General features: G+C 74.2%; 13 protein-coding genes. 4 read left to right on the top strand and 9 right to left on the bottom strand.

Features of this window, described 5'->3' with window-relative positions:
* Positions 1-253 precede the first annotated feature (253 nt).
* The gene (gene tgt, locus IEY37_RS03355; RefSeq protein ID WP_229673707.1) at positions 254-1,477 is read left to right on the top strand and encodes a tRNA guanosine(34) transglycosylase Tgt; all 1,224 of its coding nucleotides are present in this window, start codon (positions 254-256) and stop codon (positions 1,475-1,477) included.
* On the opposite strand, the gene IEY37_RS03350 is transcribed toward tgt, so the two are convergent.
* Both IEY37_RS03350 and gluQRS read right to left on the bottom strand, forming a co-directional pair.
* Positions 1,434-2,195 carry a queuosine precursor transporter gene (locus tag IEY37_RS03350; protein ID WP_373298249.1) on the bottom strand — a complete coding sequence of 254 codons (762 nt, stop codon included), beginning with the start codon at positions 2,193-2,195 and terminating at the stop codon, positions 1,434-1,436. The two genes, tgt and IEY37_RS03350, sit on opposite strands and share 44 nt — an antisense overlap.
* Positions 2,195-3,142, bottom strand: a complete 948-nt coding sequence (gene gluQRS / locus IEY37_RS03345; RefSeq protein ID WP_188940011.1) for a tRNA glutamyl-Q(34) synthetase GluQRS — start codon at positions 3,140-3,142, stop codon at positions 2,195-2,197. Before gluQRS ends, IEY37_RS03350 begins: the two co-directional genes overlap by 1 nt.
* Before the next feature lie 67 nt (positions 3,143-3,209).
* On the opposite strand from gluQRS, the gene IEY37_RS03340 reads away from it, so the two are divergent.
* Positions 3,210-5,480 carry a RecQ family ATP-dependent DNA helicase gene (locus IEY37_RS03340; protein ID WP_188940010.1) on the top strand — a complete coding sequence of 757 codons (2,271 nt, stop codon included), beginning with the start codon at positions 3,210-3,212 and terminating at the stop codon, positions 5,478-5,480.
* A gap of 83 nt (positions 5,481-5,563) precedes the next feature.
* On the opposite strand, the gene IEY37_RS03335 is transcribed toward IEY37_RS03340, so the two are convergent.
* The 7 genes from IEY37_RS03335 to IEY37_RS03305 all read right to left on the bottom strand — a co-directional run bounded on the left by IEY37_RS03335 (position 5,564) and on the right by IEY37_RS03305 (position 12,755).
* Positions 5,564-5,932: a VOC family protein gene (locus IEY37_RS03335; protein ID WP_188940009.1), complete on the bottom strand. Its 369-nt coding sequence runs from the start codon at positions 5,930-5,932 to the stop codon at positions 5,564-5,566.
* A gap of 164 nt (positions 5,933-6,096) precedes the next feature.
* Positions 6,097-7,710, bottom strand: a complete 1,614-nt coding sequence (locus IEY37_RS03330; RefSeq protein WP_188940008.1) for a PAS domain-containing protein — start codon at positions 7,708-7,710, stop codon at positions 6,097-6,099.
* Between the two features lie 120 nt (positions 7,711-7,830).
* Positions 7,831-9,180 (bottom strand): MFS transporter, encoded by a 1,350-nt coding sequence (locus IEY37_RS03325; RefSeq protein ID WP_188940007.1) that lies wholly within the window; start codon positions 9,178-9,180, stop codon positions 7,831-7,833.
* A 122-nt stretch (positions 9,181-9,302) separates the two neighbouring features.
* The gene (locus tag IEY37_RS03320; protein ID WP_188940006.1) at positions 9,303-10,643 is read right to left on the bottom strand and encodes a lysylphosphatidylglycerol synthase transmembrane domain-containing protein; all 1,341 of its coding nucleotides are present in this window, start codon (positions 10,641-10,643) and stop codon (positions 9,303-9,305) included.
* Positions 10,640-11,245: a TetR/AcrR family transcriptional regulator gene (locus IEY37_RS03315; protein ID WP_188940207.1), complete on the bottom strand. Its 606-nt coding sequence runs from the start codon at positions 11,243-11,245 to the stop codon at positions 10,640-10,642. The genes IEY37_RS03320 and IEY37_RS03315 overlap by 4 nt, the downstream gene beginning before the upstream one ends.
* Positions 11,246-11,274: 29 nt before the next feature.
* Positions 11,275-12,006 carry an ABC transporter permease gene (locus IEY37_RS03310; protein WP_188940005.1) on the bottom strand — a complete coding sequence of 244 codons (732 nt, stop codon included), beginning with the start codon at positions 12,004-12,006 and terminating at the stop codon, positions 11,275-11,277.
* Entirely contained in the window at positions 12,003-12,755 is a 753-nt protein-coding gene (locus tag IEY37_RS03305; protein ID WP_188940004.1) for an ABC transporter ATP-binding protein, read from the bottom strand. Before IEY37_RS03305 ends, IEY37_RS03310 begins: the two co-directional genes overlap by 4 nt.
* A gap of 239 nt (positions 12,756-12,994) precedes the next feature.
* Here IEY37_RS03305 and pta point away from each other — a divergent pair, with 239 nt between their 5' ends.
* Both pta and IEY37_RS03295 read left to right on the top strand, forming a co-directional pair.
* Positions 12,995-15,109 (top strand): phosphate acetyltransferase, encoded by a 2,115-nt coding sequence (pta, locus tag IEY37_RS03300; protein WP_188940003.1) that lies wholly within the window; start codon positions 12,995-12,997, stop codon positions 15,107-15,109.
* Positions 15,106-16,317: an acetate/propionate family kinase gene (locus tag IEY37_RS03295; RefSeq protein WP_188940002.1), complete on the top strand. Its 1,212-nt coding sequence runs from the start codon at positions 15,106-15,108 to the stop codon at positions 16,315-16,317. The genes pta and IEY37_RS03295 overlap by 4 nt, the downstream gene beginning before the upstream one ends.
* The last annotated feature ends 38 nt before the right edge of the window (positions 16,318-16,355 follow it).

Below are 16,355 nucleotides of genomic sequence, written 5' to 3'. Positions count from 1 at the left end.
GCCGGCCGTCCGGGCGTGACCGGGGGCACCGGCCGCCGCCCGGTCCGGCAGGCGCACGCCTGAACCCTGCCCCCTGGACCCTGCACCCGGCTTCCCCTGTGGACGGTCGCGGTCCGGCGGGGATGGGGGACCCGCCGGCGCCGCGCCGTGAGGACGACTCTGCGGTCGGCGGCTGTGCGGACGCCCAGCAACCACTGGGTCCGGCCTGGGACAGGCGGCACTCCGCGGCGCCGGCGGATGTTTGGATGACCGGGTGCCGTCCCGGTTCCGCGTCCTCACCCCGCTCCCCGGACGGCACGGTCGCACCGGCGTCCTGACCACGCCCCACGGCGACGTCCGCACTCCCGCGTTCGTCGCCGTCGGCACCAAGGCCACGGTGAAAGCGGTCCTGCCGGAATCGGTCTCGGCGCTCGGAGCGCAGGCCGTGCTGGCCAACGCCTACCACCTGTACCTGCAGCCCGGACCCGACATCGTGCAGCAGGCGGGCGGTCTCGGCCGGTTCATGAACTGGTCGGGGCCGACGTTCACCGACAGCGGCGGGTTCCAGGTCCTCTCGCTCGGTGCCGGTTTCAAGAAGGTGCTGGCGATGGACGTCGAGGGCCGCCGGTCGGACGAGGTCATCGCCGCCGGCAGGACCCGGCTCGCGCACGTCGACGACGACGGGGTGACCTTCCGCTCGCACCTGGACGGCTCGGTGCACCGGTTCACCCCGGAGTCGTCGATGCAGATTCAGCACCGGCTGGGTGCCGACGTGATCTTCGCCTTCGACGAGTGCACCACCCTGCTGAACACCCGCGAGTACCAGGAACGGTCGGTCGAGCGCACCCGCCGCTGGGCCCGCCGGTGCCTGGACGAGCACCGGGCGCTCGCCGCGGCGGATCCGCAGGCCCCTGAGCAGCAGCTGTTCGGCGTCGTGCAGGGCGCCCAGTACGAGGACCTGCGGCGGGACGCCGTGCGCGGCCTGCTCCGGCTCGCCGAGGACGGTCCCGGATTCGACGGCATGGGCATCGGCGGCGCCCTGGAGAAGCGCAACCTGGGCACCATCGTCCGCTGGTGCTGCGAGGAGCTGCCCGAGGACATGCCGCGGCACCTGCTGGGCATCTCCGAGCCCGACGACGTCTTCGCGGCCGTCGAGAACGGCGCGGACACCTTCGACTGCGTGTCCCCGTCCCGCGTCGCCCGCAACGGGGCGATCTACTCGCCGGACGGCCGGTTCAACCTGGTTGCCGCCCGGTTCCGGGCGGACCTGTCACCGCTGGTGCCCGACTGCCCGTGCTACACCTGCACGCATTACAGCCGCGCGTACCTGCACCACCTGTTCAAGGCCAAGGAGATGCTCTCCGCCACGCTGGCCACCATCCACAACGAGCACTTCGTCGTGCAGCTGGTGGACGGCATCCGCCGCGCCATCGACGACGGCGGCTACGAACGGTTCAGGGACGCGACGCTCGCGCGGTACTACGCGGCGGCGCGGTAGCCGCCAGAGCCGCCGCGTAGCTGGGCTCGCGCTTCTTGATCCAGGCGATGACCGGGTAGGTGACAGGCAGCAGCACGATCTCCAGCCCGGTCTTGTACGCGAAGCCCAACGCGGTGTAGTTGGCCAGGTCGCCGGCCGTGGAGATGCCGATGGCCGGCCCGGCGAGCAGGCAGAACACCAGGGTGTCGCCGAACTCCCCGACGACGGTGGAGCCGATCAGCCTGGCCCACAGGTGACGCTCCCGGGTGCGTCGCTTGAGCCGGACGAGCACGAAGGAGTTGAGGAACTCGCCGATCAGATAGCCGCAGACGCTGGCCAGCAGGATCCGCGGGACGACCCCGAGCACGGCGTCGAAGGCAGCCTGGTTGGTGTAGCCGGGCGCCGCCGGGGAGATGCTGACCAGCCAGAACGACAGCGAGGCGAGCAGCGAGACGGCGAAGCCGGTGAGGATGGCCCGGCGCGTGGCGCGGAAGCCGTAGACCTCGGCCAGCACGTCCCCGAGCACGTAGGTCAACGGGAACAGGAAGGCCCCGCCGTCGGTGAGGAACGGCCCGAACTGGATGCCCTTGGTGGCGCCGATGTTCGACAGCAGCAGCAGCGAGCAGAACAGCGTGACGACCACCGGGTAGATCCCCGTCCCGGTGGATGCCCAGGCGACGCCGTCGCCCCGCCGTCCCGCCGCACCACCGGTGCCGTCCGTGTCCCGCACGCGGGACATCATGCCTGCCCCGGGCCGGCTCCCAGGACGTCGGCGGTGACCACCCACGGCCGGGCCGGCAGGGCGGCCGGGTCGAACCGGGCGAGCAGGCCGGCGGAGGTCACCGGCTCGCCCGGCGCGGCCAGTCCGAGCGAGGCGGCCAGCACCCCGAGGACGGCCGGCGGGCCCACGCCGCGCACTGCCAGGTCGGCGAGGGTGACGGCGCCATCGCGCTTGGCCAGCCGCGCCCCGTGCGGGTTGACGGCGAGCGGCACGTGCGCGTAGCCGACCTCGGGCAGGCCGAGCAGCCGGGCCAGGTAGGCCTGCCGCGGGCTCGATGACAGGAGGTCGTCACCGCGCACCACCTGGTCGACGCCCTGGTCGGCATCGTCGACGACCACGGCCAGGTTGTAGGCGGCGGTGCCGTCGCCGCGCCGCAGCACCAGGTCGTCCACCGGTCCGGTGTGGTCACCGGCCACGAGGTCGTGCACGGTCCAGGTCTCCACCCCGGCGCGCAGCCGCAGCGCGGCCGGCCGGCCCGCCGCCCGCCGGGCCGCCCGCTGCTCGGGTGTGAGGTCGCGGCAGGTCCCCGGATAGGCGCCCGGCGGTCCGTGCGGCGCCGACGCGGCCTCGGCGATCTCGCGGCGGGAGCAGAAGCACTCGTAGACCAACCCCTGGCCGGCCAGCCGGTCGATGGCCGCGTCGTAGAGCGGCAGCCGGTCGCGCTGCCGCACGACGGGGCCGTCCCACTCGAGTCCGAGGGCCCGCAGGTCGGCCAGCTGGCGGTCGGCCGAGCCCGCCCGGGCACGGTCCAGGTCCTCGATCCGGACCAGGAAGCGGCGGCCGGTCGTCCGCGCGAACAGCCAGGCCAGCAGTGCGGTCCGCAGGTTCCCGACGTGCAGGTCGCCGCTGGGGGTGGGTGCGAAGCGCCCGGCTCCCGGGGCCGGCGGTGTCGCAGGACCGGGCACCGGTCCAGCCTCGCACGCCGGTGGACAGCCCCGGCCGGCTGTCGGTCCGCTGTGCGAGGGTGCGGGGGTGCCTGTTCTCCTGCCACCCGACGCCGACGCTCCTGCCCCGCCGTCCGCCGACGGGCTGCGGTCCCGGGCCGAGTCGGCCCTGCGGCTGCTCGTCGGGTCCGAGTCCGCGACTTTGCACCCGGACCAGTGGACGGCCATCGAGGCCCTGGTGCAGGGCCGGCGGCGGGTGCTGGTGGTGCAGCGCACCGGGTGGGGGAAGTCCGCGGTGTACTTCGTGTCGACGGCGCTGCTCCGCGCCGCCGGCGCGGGCCCGACGGTCATCGTCTCGCCGCTGCTGGCGCTGATGCGCAACCAGATCGCCGCCGCCGAGCGCGCCGGGATCCGGGCCGTCACGGTGAACTCGGCCAACGCCGAGCAGTGGCAGCAGGTGTACGAGCAGGTCCGCGCCGGGGACGTCGACGTGCTGCTGGTCTCGCCCGAGCGGCTGGTCAACCCCGGCTTCCGCGACGAGGTGCTGCCGCAGCTCTCGGCGACCGCCGGCCTGGTGGTGATCGACGAGGCGCACTGCGTCTCGGACTGGGGACACGATTTCCGCCCGGACTACCGCCGGATCCGGACGCTGCTGCAGGACCTGCCGTCCGGGATCCCGGTGCTGGCCACCACCGCCACCGCCAACGCCCGGGTGACCGCGGACGTCGCCGAGCAGCTGCGCGCGCCGGCCCGGCCCGGTGCGGGCGACGGTGCTCCCGACCGGGATCCCGCCGAGCCCGACGACGTGGTGGTGCTCCGCGGGACGCTCGACCGGGAGTCGCTGCGGCTGGCGGTGGTCGACCTGCCCGACCAGGCGAGCCGGCTGGCGTGGCTCGTCGAGCAGCTGCCCGTCCTCGACGGGTCGGGGATCGTCTACTGCCTGACCGTGGCCGCCGTGGAACAGGTGGCGGACCACCTGCGCCGCGCCGGCCCGAAGGTGGCCGCCTACACCGGGCAGACGGACCCGACGGAGCGGCTGCACATCGAGGAGGACCTGCTGGCCAACCGGGTCAAGGCCGTCGTGGCGACCTCGGCGCTCGGGATGGGTTTCGACAAGCCGGACCTGGGCTTCGTCGTCCACCTTGGTGCGCCCCCGTCACCGATCGCGTACTACCAGCAGATCGGCCGCGCCGGTCGCGGGGTCGCCCGCGCCACCGTCGTGCTGCTCCCGGCCCGCGAGGACCAGGACATCTGGCGCTACTTCGGTTCGCTGGCCTTTCCCGCCGAGCAGCATGCCCGCGCCGCGCTGGCCGTGCTGTCCAGGGCGACGAAGCCGCTGTCGGTCGCGTCCCTGGAAACGAGCGTCGACCTGCGCCGGTCCCGGCTGGAGATGATGCTCAAGGTGCTCGACGTGGACGGCGCCGTCCGCCGGGTGGGCGGCGGGTGGGTGACCACCGGGGAGCCGTGGTCGTACGACGGCGACCGGTACGCCAGGGTCGCCGCCGCCCGGGAGGCCGAGCAGCAGGCCATGCTCGACTACGAGGCGACCGAGGGCTGCCGGCTGCGGTTCCTGCGCGAGCAGCTGGACGACGCCGACGCCCGCGACTGCGGCCGGTGCGACAACTGCGGCGGGGTCGAGCTGCCGACCGCGGTGTCGGCGGACACCGTCGCCGCGGCCCGCAACCGGCTGCAGGTCCCCGGGCTGACGGTGGCGCCCCGGGCACAGTGGCCGTCCGCGATGACCGCGCTCGGTGTCGACCTGTCCGGGCGCATCGCCGCCGGCGAGCGGGCGGAGCCGGGGCGGGCGGTGGGCCGGCTGGACGGCCTGGGCTGGGGCAGCGCCCTGCGGTCGCTGTTCCGGACGGCGGTGCCCGGACCGGACCGCGACCCGGACGTCGACCCGGACGTCGGCCGGGGTGCGGCATCGCCGGTGCCGGACGACGGCCCGACCCCGGTGCCCCTGCGGCAGGCGGCGGTCGACGTGCTGCTGGCCTGGCCGGAGGTGCGCCCACCCGGCGGCGGCACCGCCGTCGACGTCGTCGTCGGCACACCGTCGGTGCGGCGGCCGCAGCTGGTCCACCACCTGGCATCCGGCCTGGCCCGCTACCTGGAGGTGCCGTTCCTGGACGTCCTGGAGCTCGCCGAGCGCGGCGCGCCGCCGTCGGGGGTCAACTCCGCCCAGCGGCTGCGGGCGGTCGTCCACCGGTTCCGGGTCACCGACCCCTCGGCCGTGGCCGGCCGCCGCGTGCTGCTCGTGGACGACCGGACCGACACCGGGTGGACGCTCACCGTGGCCGCCCGGGAGCTGCGTCGGGCCGGGGCCGAGGCCGTGTACCCGTTCGTGCTCGGGGTGGGGTGAGGTCCCGCCGTGCCGGAGGGCGGTGCCGGATGGCGGTGTCGGATGGCGGTGTCGGACGGCCGGGGCCGGAGTGCCGGGCGGCCCTATCCGCGGCAGAGGCAGAACGGGTGACCGCTGGGGTCCAGGTACGCGCGGAAGCCGCCGCCCGATCCCTGCACCCCGGTCGGCCGGGCGCCGAGCTCCAGGATCTGCGGCTCGGCCGCGTCGATGTCCGGCACGGTCAGGTCGAGGTGCACCTGTTGCGGGACGGCCGGGTCCGGCCAGGTCGGCGGCACCAGATCGGGCGCCAGCTGGAAGGCCAACCCGGTCGGCGAGTCCGCCGACGGGCGGATGGTGACCCAGTCGTCCGACCGGTCGGTGACGGTCCAGCCCAGCAGCGCGCAGTAGAACTCGGCGAGCCGCTGCGGCTCCGGGGTGTCCAGGACCGTGAGGTCCATCGTGGCGATCGCCATGGCGACTCCTGTGTCGGGACGGGGACTGTCCCTGCACTGTGGCAGACACCACCGACAACGACCCCCGCCGAGCGCGCCGGCGACCGCCGGGCGACGGGCGGCGCGATGACCGTCGGGGCGCGACCGGAGCCCACCCGACGGTGCCGCGGTCACCGGCGGCGCGGTCAGACCGTGGCGCCCTGCACGGGGCTCGACCCCGCCGACCGCTCGGCGTCCTCACCGGCCGCCGCCAGCAGCTCCGACCAGATCCGGCCGTCACCGGGGTAGCGCGCGACGCCCACCTCGACGGACACCGGGTGGGCGCCATAGGGATGCTCGACCGGCACGGCGAACGCGGCCTCCACCGTGCCCGCCGCCGGCGGCTCCGCGGGCAGTGCGGCCAGGAACCGCTCGTCGTCGATCCGGGCCAGGAAGGTGCCCGGCGGCAACGCGTCCTGCAGGCGCTCGGCCGCCGCGGCCACCACCGCCCGCCCGACGGTCTCCGGGTCGTCGGCCAGGTACGCGGCCGCGGACGGCGTCAGCAGCCGCACCAGCACGACGGAGAACGCCGGGAGCTCCTCGTCCAGCCACTCCTGCAGCTGGCGGTGCGCGGCGGCCCGGTTCGGCAGGTCCGTCGCGGCGTCGCGATAGGCCAGCCGCTCCAGCTGCAGGTCCCGTTCCACCCGCTCGGTGACGTCCATCTGGTAGCCGATGTAATGGGTCAGCCGGCCGCTCGCGGTGCGCACCGCGGACATGTGCAGCTCGTTCCAGAACGCGGTGCCGTCCCGGCGGTAGTTGCGCAGCAGGGTCAGGATCTCCTGACCGTTGTCGACGGCCTGCCGGATGGCCGCCACCTGGTCCGGGTCGGTGTCCGCGCCCTGCAGGAACCGGCAGTTGCGCCCGAGGATCTCTGCCGCGGAGTAGCCGGTGAGCCGCTCGAACGCCGGGTTGACGTAGACCAGCGGCTGGTCGGGCTGGGTGAAGTCGGCGATGGTGATGCTGACGCCGGCGGCCGCCACCGCGCGGACCAGCGTCCGGGGGAGCAGCGCGTCCGAGATCCGGGCGGACACCGGCAGGTCGTCCGGGACTGCCGGGTTCGAGATCCAGCCGTCGACGCGGGCCTCGGGTACGGTGCTCCGCCGCTGGGCCAGCCGGTCCAGCACCTTGGTCATCCGCAGCCGCGGCGACGTGCCGTCGACGTCCGCGGCCGCCATCCGGTCCACCACCGTCCGGCTGACGTCCCGCACCTTGATGTTGCTGAAGGACGAGTGCCAGCGCAGCAGGTCGAACGCCTGCTGGTCGTCCAGGTCCAGGGTCGCCATCAACATGCCCTTGGCCTGGTCGATGATCGAGCGGCTCTGCGCCGACCGTTCGACGGCCTCGTGCAGCTGCTGCGAGTAGGTGTCCCGCAACGGCTCGGTGACGTCGGTCAGTACGCCCAGCAGCACGGTGGCGCCGTCCGCACGGTCGGCCCGCATGACGGTGTGCGCGTTGCGCGTGCGGCCGCGGGTGGTGACCACCCGGTGCCAGACGCTGACCGGGCGGCTGTCCGCCAGGGCGTCGGCGACGGCCCGGTCCCACTCGCCGCGGTCGTCCGGGTGCACGTGCCGGGCCAGCATCGCAGGGGTGGGCACGACATCGCCCGGTTCCAGGCCGAGCAGGGCGAACAACTCGTCGGACCAGTGCATACGGGCGTGCCGCGCATCGTGCCGGAAGGAGGCGGAGATCAGGCGATCGGTGCGATGGTCCACGGAGCCGATCGGGGCGCGCCCGTCGTCCCCGGCGGTGCGGGCGGTCATTAGTTCACCTCATCACGCGCACGCACGCCGGATCAAGACGCTCGCACCACCCCTAGGGGTGGTAGTCCGTGCCGAACGGGTCGGTCCCGGTCGGTGCCGGTCGGTCCCGATCAGTGCCGCTCAGTGCCGGTCGGTGGCGACCGGGCCGGCCGGGACGGCCTTGTCCACCGGGTCACGCAGCGGCAGCACCAGCACCAGACCGACGGCCAGCACCAGCAGGATCCCGACGATGCCGGCGCGGTCGGCCGCGAACACGCCGGCGAAGAGCGCGAACAGCAGCGGCGACAGGAACGACACGGCCCGGCCGGTGGTTGCGTAGAGGCCGAACAGCTCGCTCTCCCGGCCGGGCGGCGTCGACCGGGCCAGGTAGGTGCGGGACGCCGACTGGGCCGGCCCGACGAACAGCGTCAGCAGCAACCCGAACACCCAGAACGCCGCGGGACCGGACAGGAAGAGCAGCACGGTGCCGGAGACCAGCAGCCCGACCAGCGAGCCGACGATCACCCGGCGGGGACCGAACCGGTCGTCCAGGAAGCCGGCACCGACCGCCCCGAGGGCGGCGGTGACGTTGGCCGCCACACCGAAGATGAGCACCTGGTCGGCGGCGATGCCGTAGACCGTGCCGGCCAGGATGGCGCCGAAGTGGAAGACGCCGGCCAGCCCGTCCCGGAACACCGCGCTGGCGAGGAGGAACACCGCGGCCTGGCGGTCCGTGCGCCACAGCACCGCGATGTCCGCGAACAGCAACCGGTAGGCGGCCAGGATCCCGCGTCGCCGCTGCGCCGGTCCCGGGCGGATCTCCGGCACCGCGAACAGCACCGGCAGGGCGAACAGCCCGAACCAGGCGGCAGCCACCAGCGCGACGACCCGGATGTTGAAGGCGTCCTCGGAGCTGACGCCGAAGAAGCCCTGGACGGCGCCGTCGCCGGAGATGAAGCCGAAGTAGACGAACAGCAGCAGGATGATGCCGCCGAAGTAGCCCATCGACCAGCCGAACCCGGAGACCCGGCCGATCGTCGCCGGCGTCGAGATCTGCCGCAGCATGGCGTTGTAGAACACCGCGCCGATCTCGAAGAACACCGACCCGAGCCCGATGAGGGCGGCGCCCAGGACGAAGTACGACGGCTCGTCGTGCACCCAGAACAGCCCGACGATGCACGCGGTGATCAGGGCCGAGAACACGGCCAGCGACCGCCGGCGGTGGCCGCCGGCGTCGCCCTGCTGCCCGGTGACCGGCGCCAGCACGGCGATCAGCAGGCCGGCGATGCCGACCGAGATGCCGTACCAGGTGCTGGCCGACACCGAGCCCGGTAGGTGCTCGCCCACCGAGGACGTCAGGTACACCGAAAAGACGAAGGTGACGATCACGGTGTTGAAGCCGGACGACCCCCAGTCCCACAGTCCCCAGGCGACGACCTGTCGGCGGGTGGCCGGGCCACCGGGTCCACCCGTGCGGGCGGGGGTGCTCATGGCAGCAGAGTAGGTGCCGGCCGGACCGCGGACCGCACGACGCCGCGGGCCGGCAGGGAGGAGCCGGTCGGAGCACGAACACCGACCGGAGCCGACGGCGCGCCGGTGCGGCCGTGTCGCGGTCAGCTCTCCCGGCGGCCCGGGCGGCGGCGCAGCAACGCCAGCATCACGAAGCCGATCGGAATGATCATCCACGCGGCGAACAGCCGGTAGACGAGCACCGCCGCCGCGGCCGGGGCGTTGGCGGCACCCGCGGCGACGAGCGCGGCGAGCAGCGACGCCTCGATCACCCCGACACCGCCGGGCGTGATCGGGATCTGCCGGATGACCTGGACGCCGAGGTAGATCAGCGCGACGCGGAACAGGTTCAGATCGATCTCGAACGCCAGGCAGCTGGCCCAGAGGCAGGCCAGATCCAGTCCCCAGTTGAGGGCCGAGGTCAGCAGGGCCAGCCGCCAGTCGTGCGGCTCGACCCGCGCAGCCCGGCGACCGGTCAGCAGCACCTGCCGCAGCACGGCCGCGGTCCTCGGGTGGCCCACGCCCCACCGGTCCAGCCGCGGCGTCGCCGGCGGCCGCGGGTCGATCCGCCCCGACCGGCGGCTCAGCCACACCGCCGCTCCGACGATCACCGCCACCACCAGCACACCGAGCACCACCGCGAGGACGGGGTTGTCGCCGCCGAGACTGGCGATCCGGCCGCTGGCCGAGAGCCCGAGGCCGATCAGGTACAGCAGGATGAGCGCCAGCAGGGACAGCACTCCCGAGAGCAGCAGCACCGCGGCCGCCGTGGCCGCACTCGCCCCGTTCTTGCGGTACTGCCGGTAGGAGTAGCCGGCCCCGAGGGCGCTGCCCGCCGGCATGCTCATCGAGATCGCGGTGCTGGAGTAGGTGATCGCGAAGACCCGGGACAGCGGGACCGGGACGCCGAACGCGCGCAGCAGCCGCCGCTGCTGGCGGATCAGCATGCCGATCGAGGCCAGCTGCAGCACGAAGGCGGCGACCACCCATCCCCAGTCGGCCGTGCGGAAGGCCAGCAGGACCTCGTGCGGGGACGGGACCTTGTCGCGGAGCACCGCCACGACGACCACCGCGACGACCACGAGCGCGGCCAGCCGCAGGGCGTGCTGCCACCAGGGCCGGCGGTGGGGGCGCCCGGCGTCGCCCAGCTCCTCCTCGACCTCGCGCTCGACCTCGTCCTCGACCAGGGTGGCTCGGGCCTGGACCTCCGCGTCGGCTCCGGCCGACGTCCGTGTCGCCGCGGCCGGGTTTTCGGGTCCCGACCCCCCGGTCCGGACGGGCCCGGCGCCCCGGGCGGTCCTGCGCGCCCGCGGCCGCCACGGGTGGCTGCCCGCGGCGTCGGGGGCCGCCGGTGCTGGCGCGTCCCGGCCGTCCGGTCCCTGCGCGGGTGCGCCGCCGGCCGGTCCCGTGGCGTCCGCGGTCCCGTGGTCCGCCGCCGTGTTCACCCGCCGGCGCCCGTCACGTCGCCGTCGATGTAGCGCTGCAGGGTCGGCGCCACGGCCGCCACCACCGCCTCGGGCGGCAGGGAGGCCAGCGGCTCGACACCGACCACGTACCTCGCGGTGATCACCCCGAGCACCTGGGAGACGACCAGCGCGCCGCGCAGGGCGGCCTCGTCGTCGGGCACCCGGTAGGTGCGCAGCAGCTTGACCACGACCTGGGAGACGACGAACTCGCGGAGCATCCGGGCGGTCGAGGCGTCGCCCAGCGCCGACCGCACCAGCGCCAGCAGCGCCGGACCGGCCGGCGACTCCCACTGCTCGAGCAGCGTGGACAGCAGCCGTCGACCGAGGTCGGAGATCTCGCCCTGCGCGAGCCGGCGGGCGATGTCGGCCGGGTCGATCGGCGCCTGGACGGCGGCCATGAACAGGGCGTTCTTGGAACCCCAGTAGTGGTGCAGCAGGGCCGTGTCGACGCCGGCGGCGGCGGCGATGCCGCGCATGGTGGCGCCGCCGTACCCGCTCCGGGCGAACTCGCCGGCCGCAGCGTCCAGGATCGCCTGCCGGGTGTCGGGATTGCCCGGCCGGCGTCCGGTCCGGCCGCGCACCGCGGGGTGCTGGCCGACCCGGACCGTGGTCATCTCGTCCGCCTCCGCATCGTGGCCGCTGCGAGGGCCAGTGCCAGGATCACACACCCGGCGAGGATGCAGACGTCCCGCCACAGGCCGGCCGTGTCGGGTCCGGCGGAGCGCTGGATCGCCTGGACGGCGTAGGACAGCGGCAGGGCGTCCGACACCGCGTGCAGGACCGAGGACATCGACTCCCGCGGCACGAACAGCCCGCACAGCAGCAGCTGCGGAATGACGACGACCGGCAGCATCTGCACCGCCTGGAACTCCGTGCGGGAGAAGGCCGACGCGAGCAGCCCCAGCCCGACGCCGAGCAGCGCGGTCAGCTCCGCGACCCCGACCAGCGCTGCGGCCGGACCGGCACCGTCCAGCCCGAACACCGCGAGCGCGACGGTCACCATGCTGCCGGCCTGGACCGACGCCGCCACCGCGAAGGCGAGCGCGTAGCCGGCGATGAGCTCGGCGGGCCGGGTCCGTGTCGTCATCAGCCGCTCGAGGGTGCCGGTGGTGCGCTCGCGCAGCATGGCGATGCTGGTCACCAGGAACATGACGGTGAACGGGAAGACGGCGACCATGATCGGGGCCACCCGGTCGAACGCCCCGGGCTCCTCCTGGAACATCCAGCGCAGCAGGCCGAGCAGCAGCAGCGGCACCAGGACCAGCAGGGCCACGGTGCGGCGGTCGTGCCGCAGCTGGCGCAGCACCCGTCCGGCCGTCGCCGGCACGACGGCGGCGCTCATGACGTGCTCCCGGACGTGGCGCCGACGGGGGTCCGCTGCTGCTGCCGGCGGATCAGGGTCAGGAACGCGCTGTCCATGTCGGTCTCGCCGGCCTGGGCCATCACCGATCCCGGCGTTCCGGACGCCAGCACCCGGCCGTCCCGCACCAGCAGCAGGTCGTCGCACCGCGCCGCCTCGTCCATGACGTGGCTGGACACCAGCACCGTGGCGCCGGCCGCCGCACGGGCGCGGAAGCTGCGCCACAGCTCGTCCCGCAGCACCGGGTCCTGGCCGACCGTCGGTTCGTCCAGCACCAGCAGGTCCGGCCGCCCCACGAGGGCGCACGCCAGGCTGACCCTCGCCCGCTGGCCGCCGGACAGCGCGCCGGCGAGCCGGTCGGCCCACCGTGCCATGCCCACCTCGTCGAGCACCTCGACCACGGCCCCGGGCGCCGCACCCGCCAGGGCGGCGAAGTAGCGGACGTTCTCGGCGACCGTGAGGTCCGCGTACACGGCCGCCGCCTGCGTCAGGTAGCCGATCCGCGATCGCAGCGCGGGGGATCCCGCCGGCAGCCCGAGGACCCGGACCGAGCCTGCGCTCCACCGCTGCACGCCGACGACGACGCGCAGCAGCGTCGTCTTGCCCGCGCCGGACGGCCCGAGCAGCCCGGTCACCCGACCCGCGGCGACCCGGGCCGTGATGCCGTCCAGCGCCGGCGGGCCGTGCCGGTCCCGCCGCACCACCACTGCGTCCACCTCGATGGCGTCCATGGTCGCCCACCCTCCTGCCCCGCAGGGCATGAACTTGTCGGTTGATGAGTTCACTGTCTCGCTCGATGCCCCGGAAGTCAACGCTTGATGAATAACGCTGTCCGCAGTGCTCGAAGGGGGGTCGTTGTGCACGGTCGGGCGGAGACGGGTCCGTCGGGCAGGGGACCGGCGGCAGCGGGCGGGCTGCGGCTGGGCTCGCGGGTCGGCCGCCGCGACGGGCGGTGCCCTAGCCTGGGCGGGTGGCCCGCAGCGTGTACATCGCCTCGCCGGAGGGTGACTCGGGCAAGTCCACGGTGGCGTTGGGCGTGGTGGACCTGCTCACCCGGCGGGTGGGCCGGGTCGGGGTGTTCCGGCCGCTCGCGGCGTCCGCCACGGAGACCGACCTGGTCGTCGAGCTCTTGCTGTCGCACCCGCTGGTCCGGCAGGACTACGCCGACGCCCTCGGCGTCACCTACGAGGCCATGCACCGGGATCCCGACACCGCGCTGGGCGAGATCGTCCGTCGCTTCCGGGAGCTGTCCACCCGGTTCGACGTGCTGGTCGTGCTCGGCAGCGACTACACCGACGTCTCGACGCCCAGCGAGCTCGCGTTCAACGCCCGGGTGGCCGCCAACCTCGGCACCCCGGTGGTGCTGGTGGTGCACGGCCGGTCGCGGACACCGGCGGAGATCCGCACCACGGCGGACGTCGCCCGCATGGAACTCGCCGCGGCGCACGCGCACCCGGTCGCGGTGATCGCCAACCGGGTGGCGGACGCCGACGTCGACGAGGTCCGGCAGGCGCTGGGTGAGGGCAGCACCTGGCCCGTCTCGGTCATCCCGGAGATCCCGCTGCTGTCGGCGCCCACCGTGGGTCGGCTGATGGCGGCCTGCGGCGGCCGGATGATCAGCGGCAACCCGCAGTGGCTGGACCGCGTCGCGCTGGGCTTCGTCGTCGCCGCGATGTCGCTGCCCAACGTGCTGACCCGGCTGCACCCGGACGCCACGGTCATCGCCCCCGGCGACCGGCCGGACCTGCTGCCCGGGCTGGTGCTGGCCCACCAGTCGGGCACCTTCCCGCACCTGTCGGCGATCGTGCTGACGGGCGGGTACCCGCCGCCCGAGTCGGTGACGCGGCTGCTCGACGGCGTCCCGACCGACCTGCCGGTATTGCTGTCCGACCTCGACACCTTCGAGACGGCCACGCTGCTCGCCGGCGTCCGCGGCCGGCTGACCGCGGGTCAGCGGGTCAAGGTCGAGACCGCCCTGCGGGTGTTCGCCGAGTCCGTGGACGGTGCCGCGCTGCTCGAGTCCTTCGACGTCGCCCGGTCCGGCGTGGTCACGCCGTTGATGTTCCAGTACCAGTTGCTGGAACGGGCCCGGGCCGACCGCCGGCACATCGTCCTGCCCGAGGGTGACGACGACCGCATCCTGACCGCCACCGCCACGCTGCTGCGGCTGGGCGTGGCGCGGCTGACCCTGCTCGGCGACGAGACCGCGATCAGGGCACGGGCTTCCGCTCTCGGCATGGACATCTCCGAGGCGGCGGTGGTGTCGCCGGACGATCCCGAGCTGGTGGAGCGGTTCGCCGCCGAGTACACCCGGCTGCGCGCCGCCAAGGGCATGACGCTGCAACGGGCCCGCGAGACCGTGCGCGACGTCTCGTACTTCGGCACCATGATGGTGCACCTCGGGTTGGCCGACGGCATGGTGTCGGGAGCGACGCACACCACGGCGCACACTATCCGGCCGTCCTTCGAGATCATCAAGACGGCACCGGGGACGGCCATCGTGTCGTCGGTGTTCCTGATGTGCCTGACGGACCGGGTGCTGGTCTACGGCGACTGCGCCGTCAACCCCGATCCCACCGCCGAGCAGCTCGCCGACATCGCGGTGTCGTCGGCCGCGACGGCGGCGCGGTTCGGCATCGAGCCGCGGGTCGCCCTGCTGTCCTACTCCACCGGCACGTCCGGCGGCGGCGCGGACGTCGACAAGGTCCGCGCGGCAACCGATCTGGTCAAGCGGGCGCGGCCGGACCTGCTCGTCGAGGGGCCGATCCAGTACGACGCCGCGGTCGACGCCGGGGTGGCCCGGTCGAAGCTGCCGGGGTCGGCCGTCGCCGGGCGGGCGACGGTGCTGATCTTCCCGGACCTGAACACCGGCAACAACACCTACAAGGCCGTGCAGCGCAGTGCCGGGGCGGTGGCCATCGGGCCGGTGCTGCAGGGCCTCAACAAGCCGGTCAACGACCTGTCCAGAGGAGCCCTGGTGGCCGACATCGTGAACACCGTGGCCATCACCGCCATCCAGGCGGCCGAGGCCGCCGGCGCGACCGAAGTCCCCGCCGGCGCGGGCACTGCCGAGGTGGCCCGGTGAGCCGCCCGGTGCTGGTGATCAACTGCGGCTCGTCGTCGATGAAGTACCAGCTGGTGGATCCCGTCGGCGGCGACGCCCTGGCCGCCGGGCTCGTCGAGCGGATCGGCGACGACGACGGCGGCCACGCCCGGCACACCCCTGCCGGCGGCGAGCCGACCGAGTGGTCCGGGCCGGTGCCGGACCACCGCCGGGCCGTCGAGCTCATGCAGGAGCTGTTCGCCCGGTCCGGGCACCCGTTGGACGGCCACGGCCTGGCCGCGGTCGGCCACCGGGTGGTGCACGGCGGCCCGGAGTTCACCGATCCGGTCCTGGTGGACCGCGACGTGCTGCGCCGGATCGCCGACCTGGCCGACCTCGCGCCGCTGCACAACCCGGCGAACGCCGCCGGCATCGAGCAGGCGATGGCCGCGTTCCCGGGCGTGCCGCAGGTGGCCGTGTTCGACACGGCGTTCTTCGCGGACCTGCCCGCCGCGGCCGCCACCTACGCCGTCGACCGCACCGTGGCGCAGCGGTACCGGCTGCGCCGGTACGGGTTCCACGGCACGTCGCACCGGTACGTCTCGGGCCGGGTGGCCGAGTTCCTGGGCCGGGACGCCGGATCCCTGCGCCAGATCGTGCTGCACCTGGGCAACGGCGCCTCCGCCTCCGCCATCCGCGGCGGCAAGCCGGTCGAGACGTCCATGGGCTTCACCCCTCTCGAGGGACTGGTGATGGGGACCCGTAGTGGGGACGTCGATCCCGGGGCCCTGCTGCACCTGCTGCGCGAGGAGGGCATGTCGCCGGCCGAGCTGGACACGCTGCTCAACCGGCGATCCGGCCTGCTCGGCCTTGCCGGGGTCAGCGACGTCCGGGACCTCACCCGGCGGGTGCAGGACGGCGATCCGGACGCGGACCTGGCCATGGACGTGTACTGCCACCGGATCCGCAAGTACGTGGGCGCCTACCTGGCGGTGCTCGGCGGACTGGACGCGCTGACCTTCACCGCCGGGGTCGGCGAGAACGCCGCGGAGATCCGGGCAAGGGTCACGCACGGCCTGTCCGGGCTGGGCATCGAGGTCGACCCGGCCCGCAACGGTGCCACCTCCCGCGAGGCACGGCGGATCTCGCCCGACGGGACCGCGGTGGCGGTGCTGGTGGTACCGACCGACGAGGAGCTGGCGATCGCCCGGGATGCCGCGGCTCTGGTCGGCGGCCAGCCCGCGCGCTGAGCCCTGTGGCCGCGGCGGCCGGTTCGCCGGCGGTGGCG

It is taken from the genome of Nakamurella endophytica, from assembly GCF_014646215.1.
GTDB classification, from domain to species: domain Bacteria; phylum Actinomycetota; class Actinomycetes; order Mycobacteriales; family Nakamurellaceae; genus Nakamurella; species Nakamurella endophytica.
The sequence above is the reverse complement of the archived record's forward strand: the minus strand, read 5'-3'. Positions and strand labels throughout refer to the sequence as shown.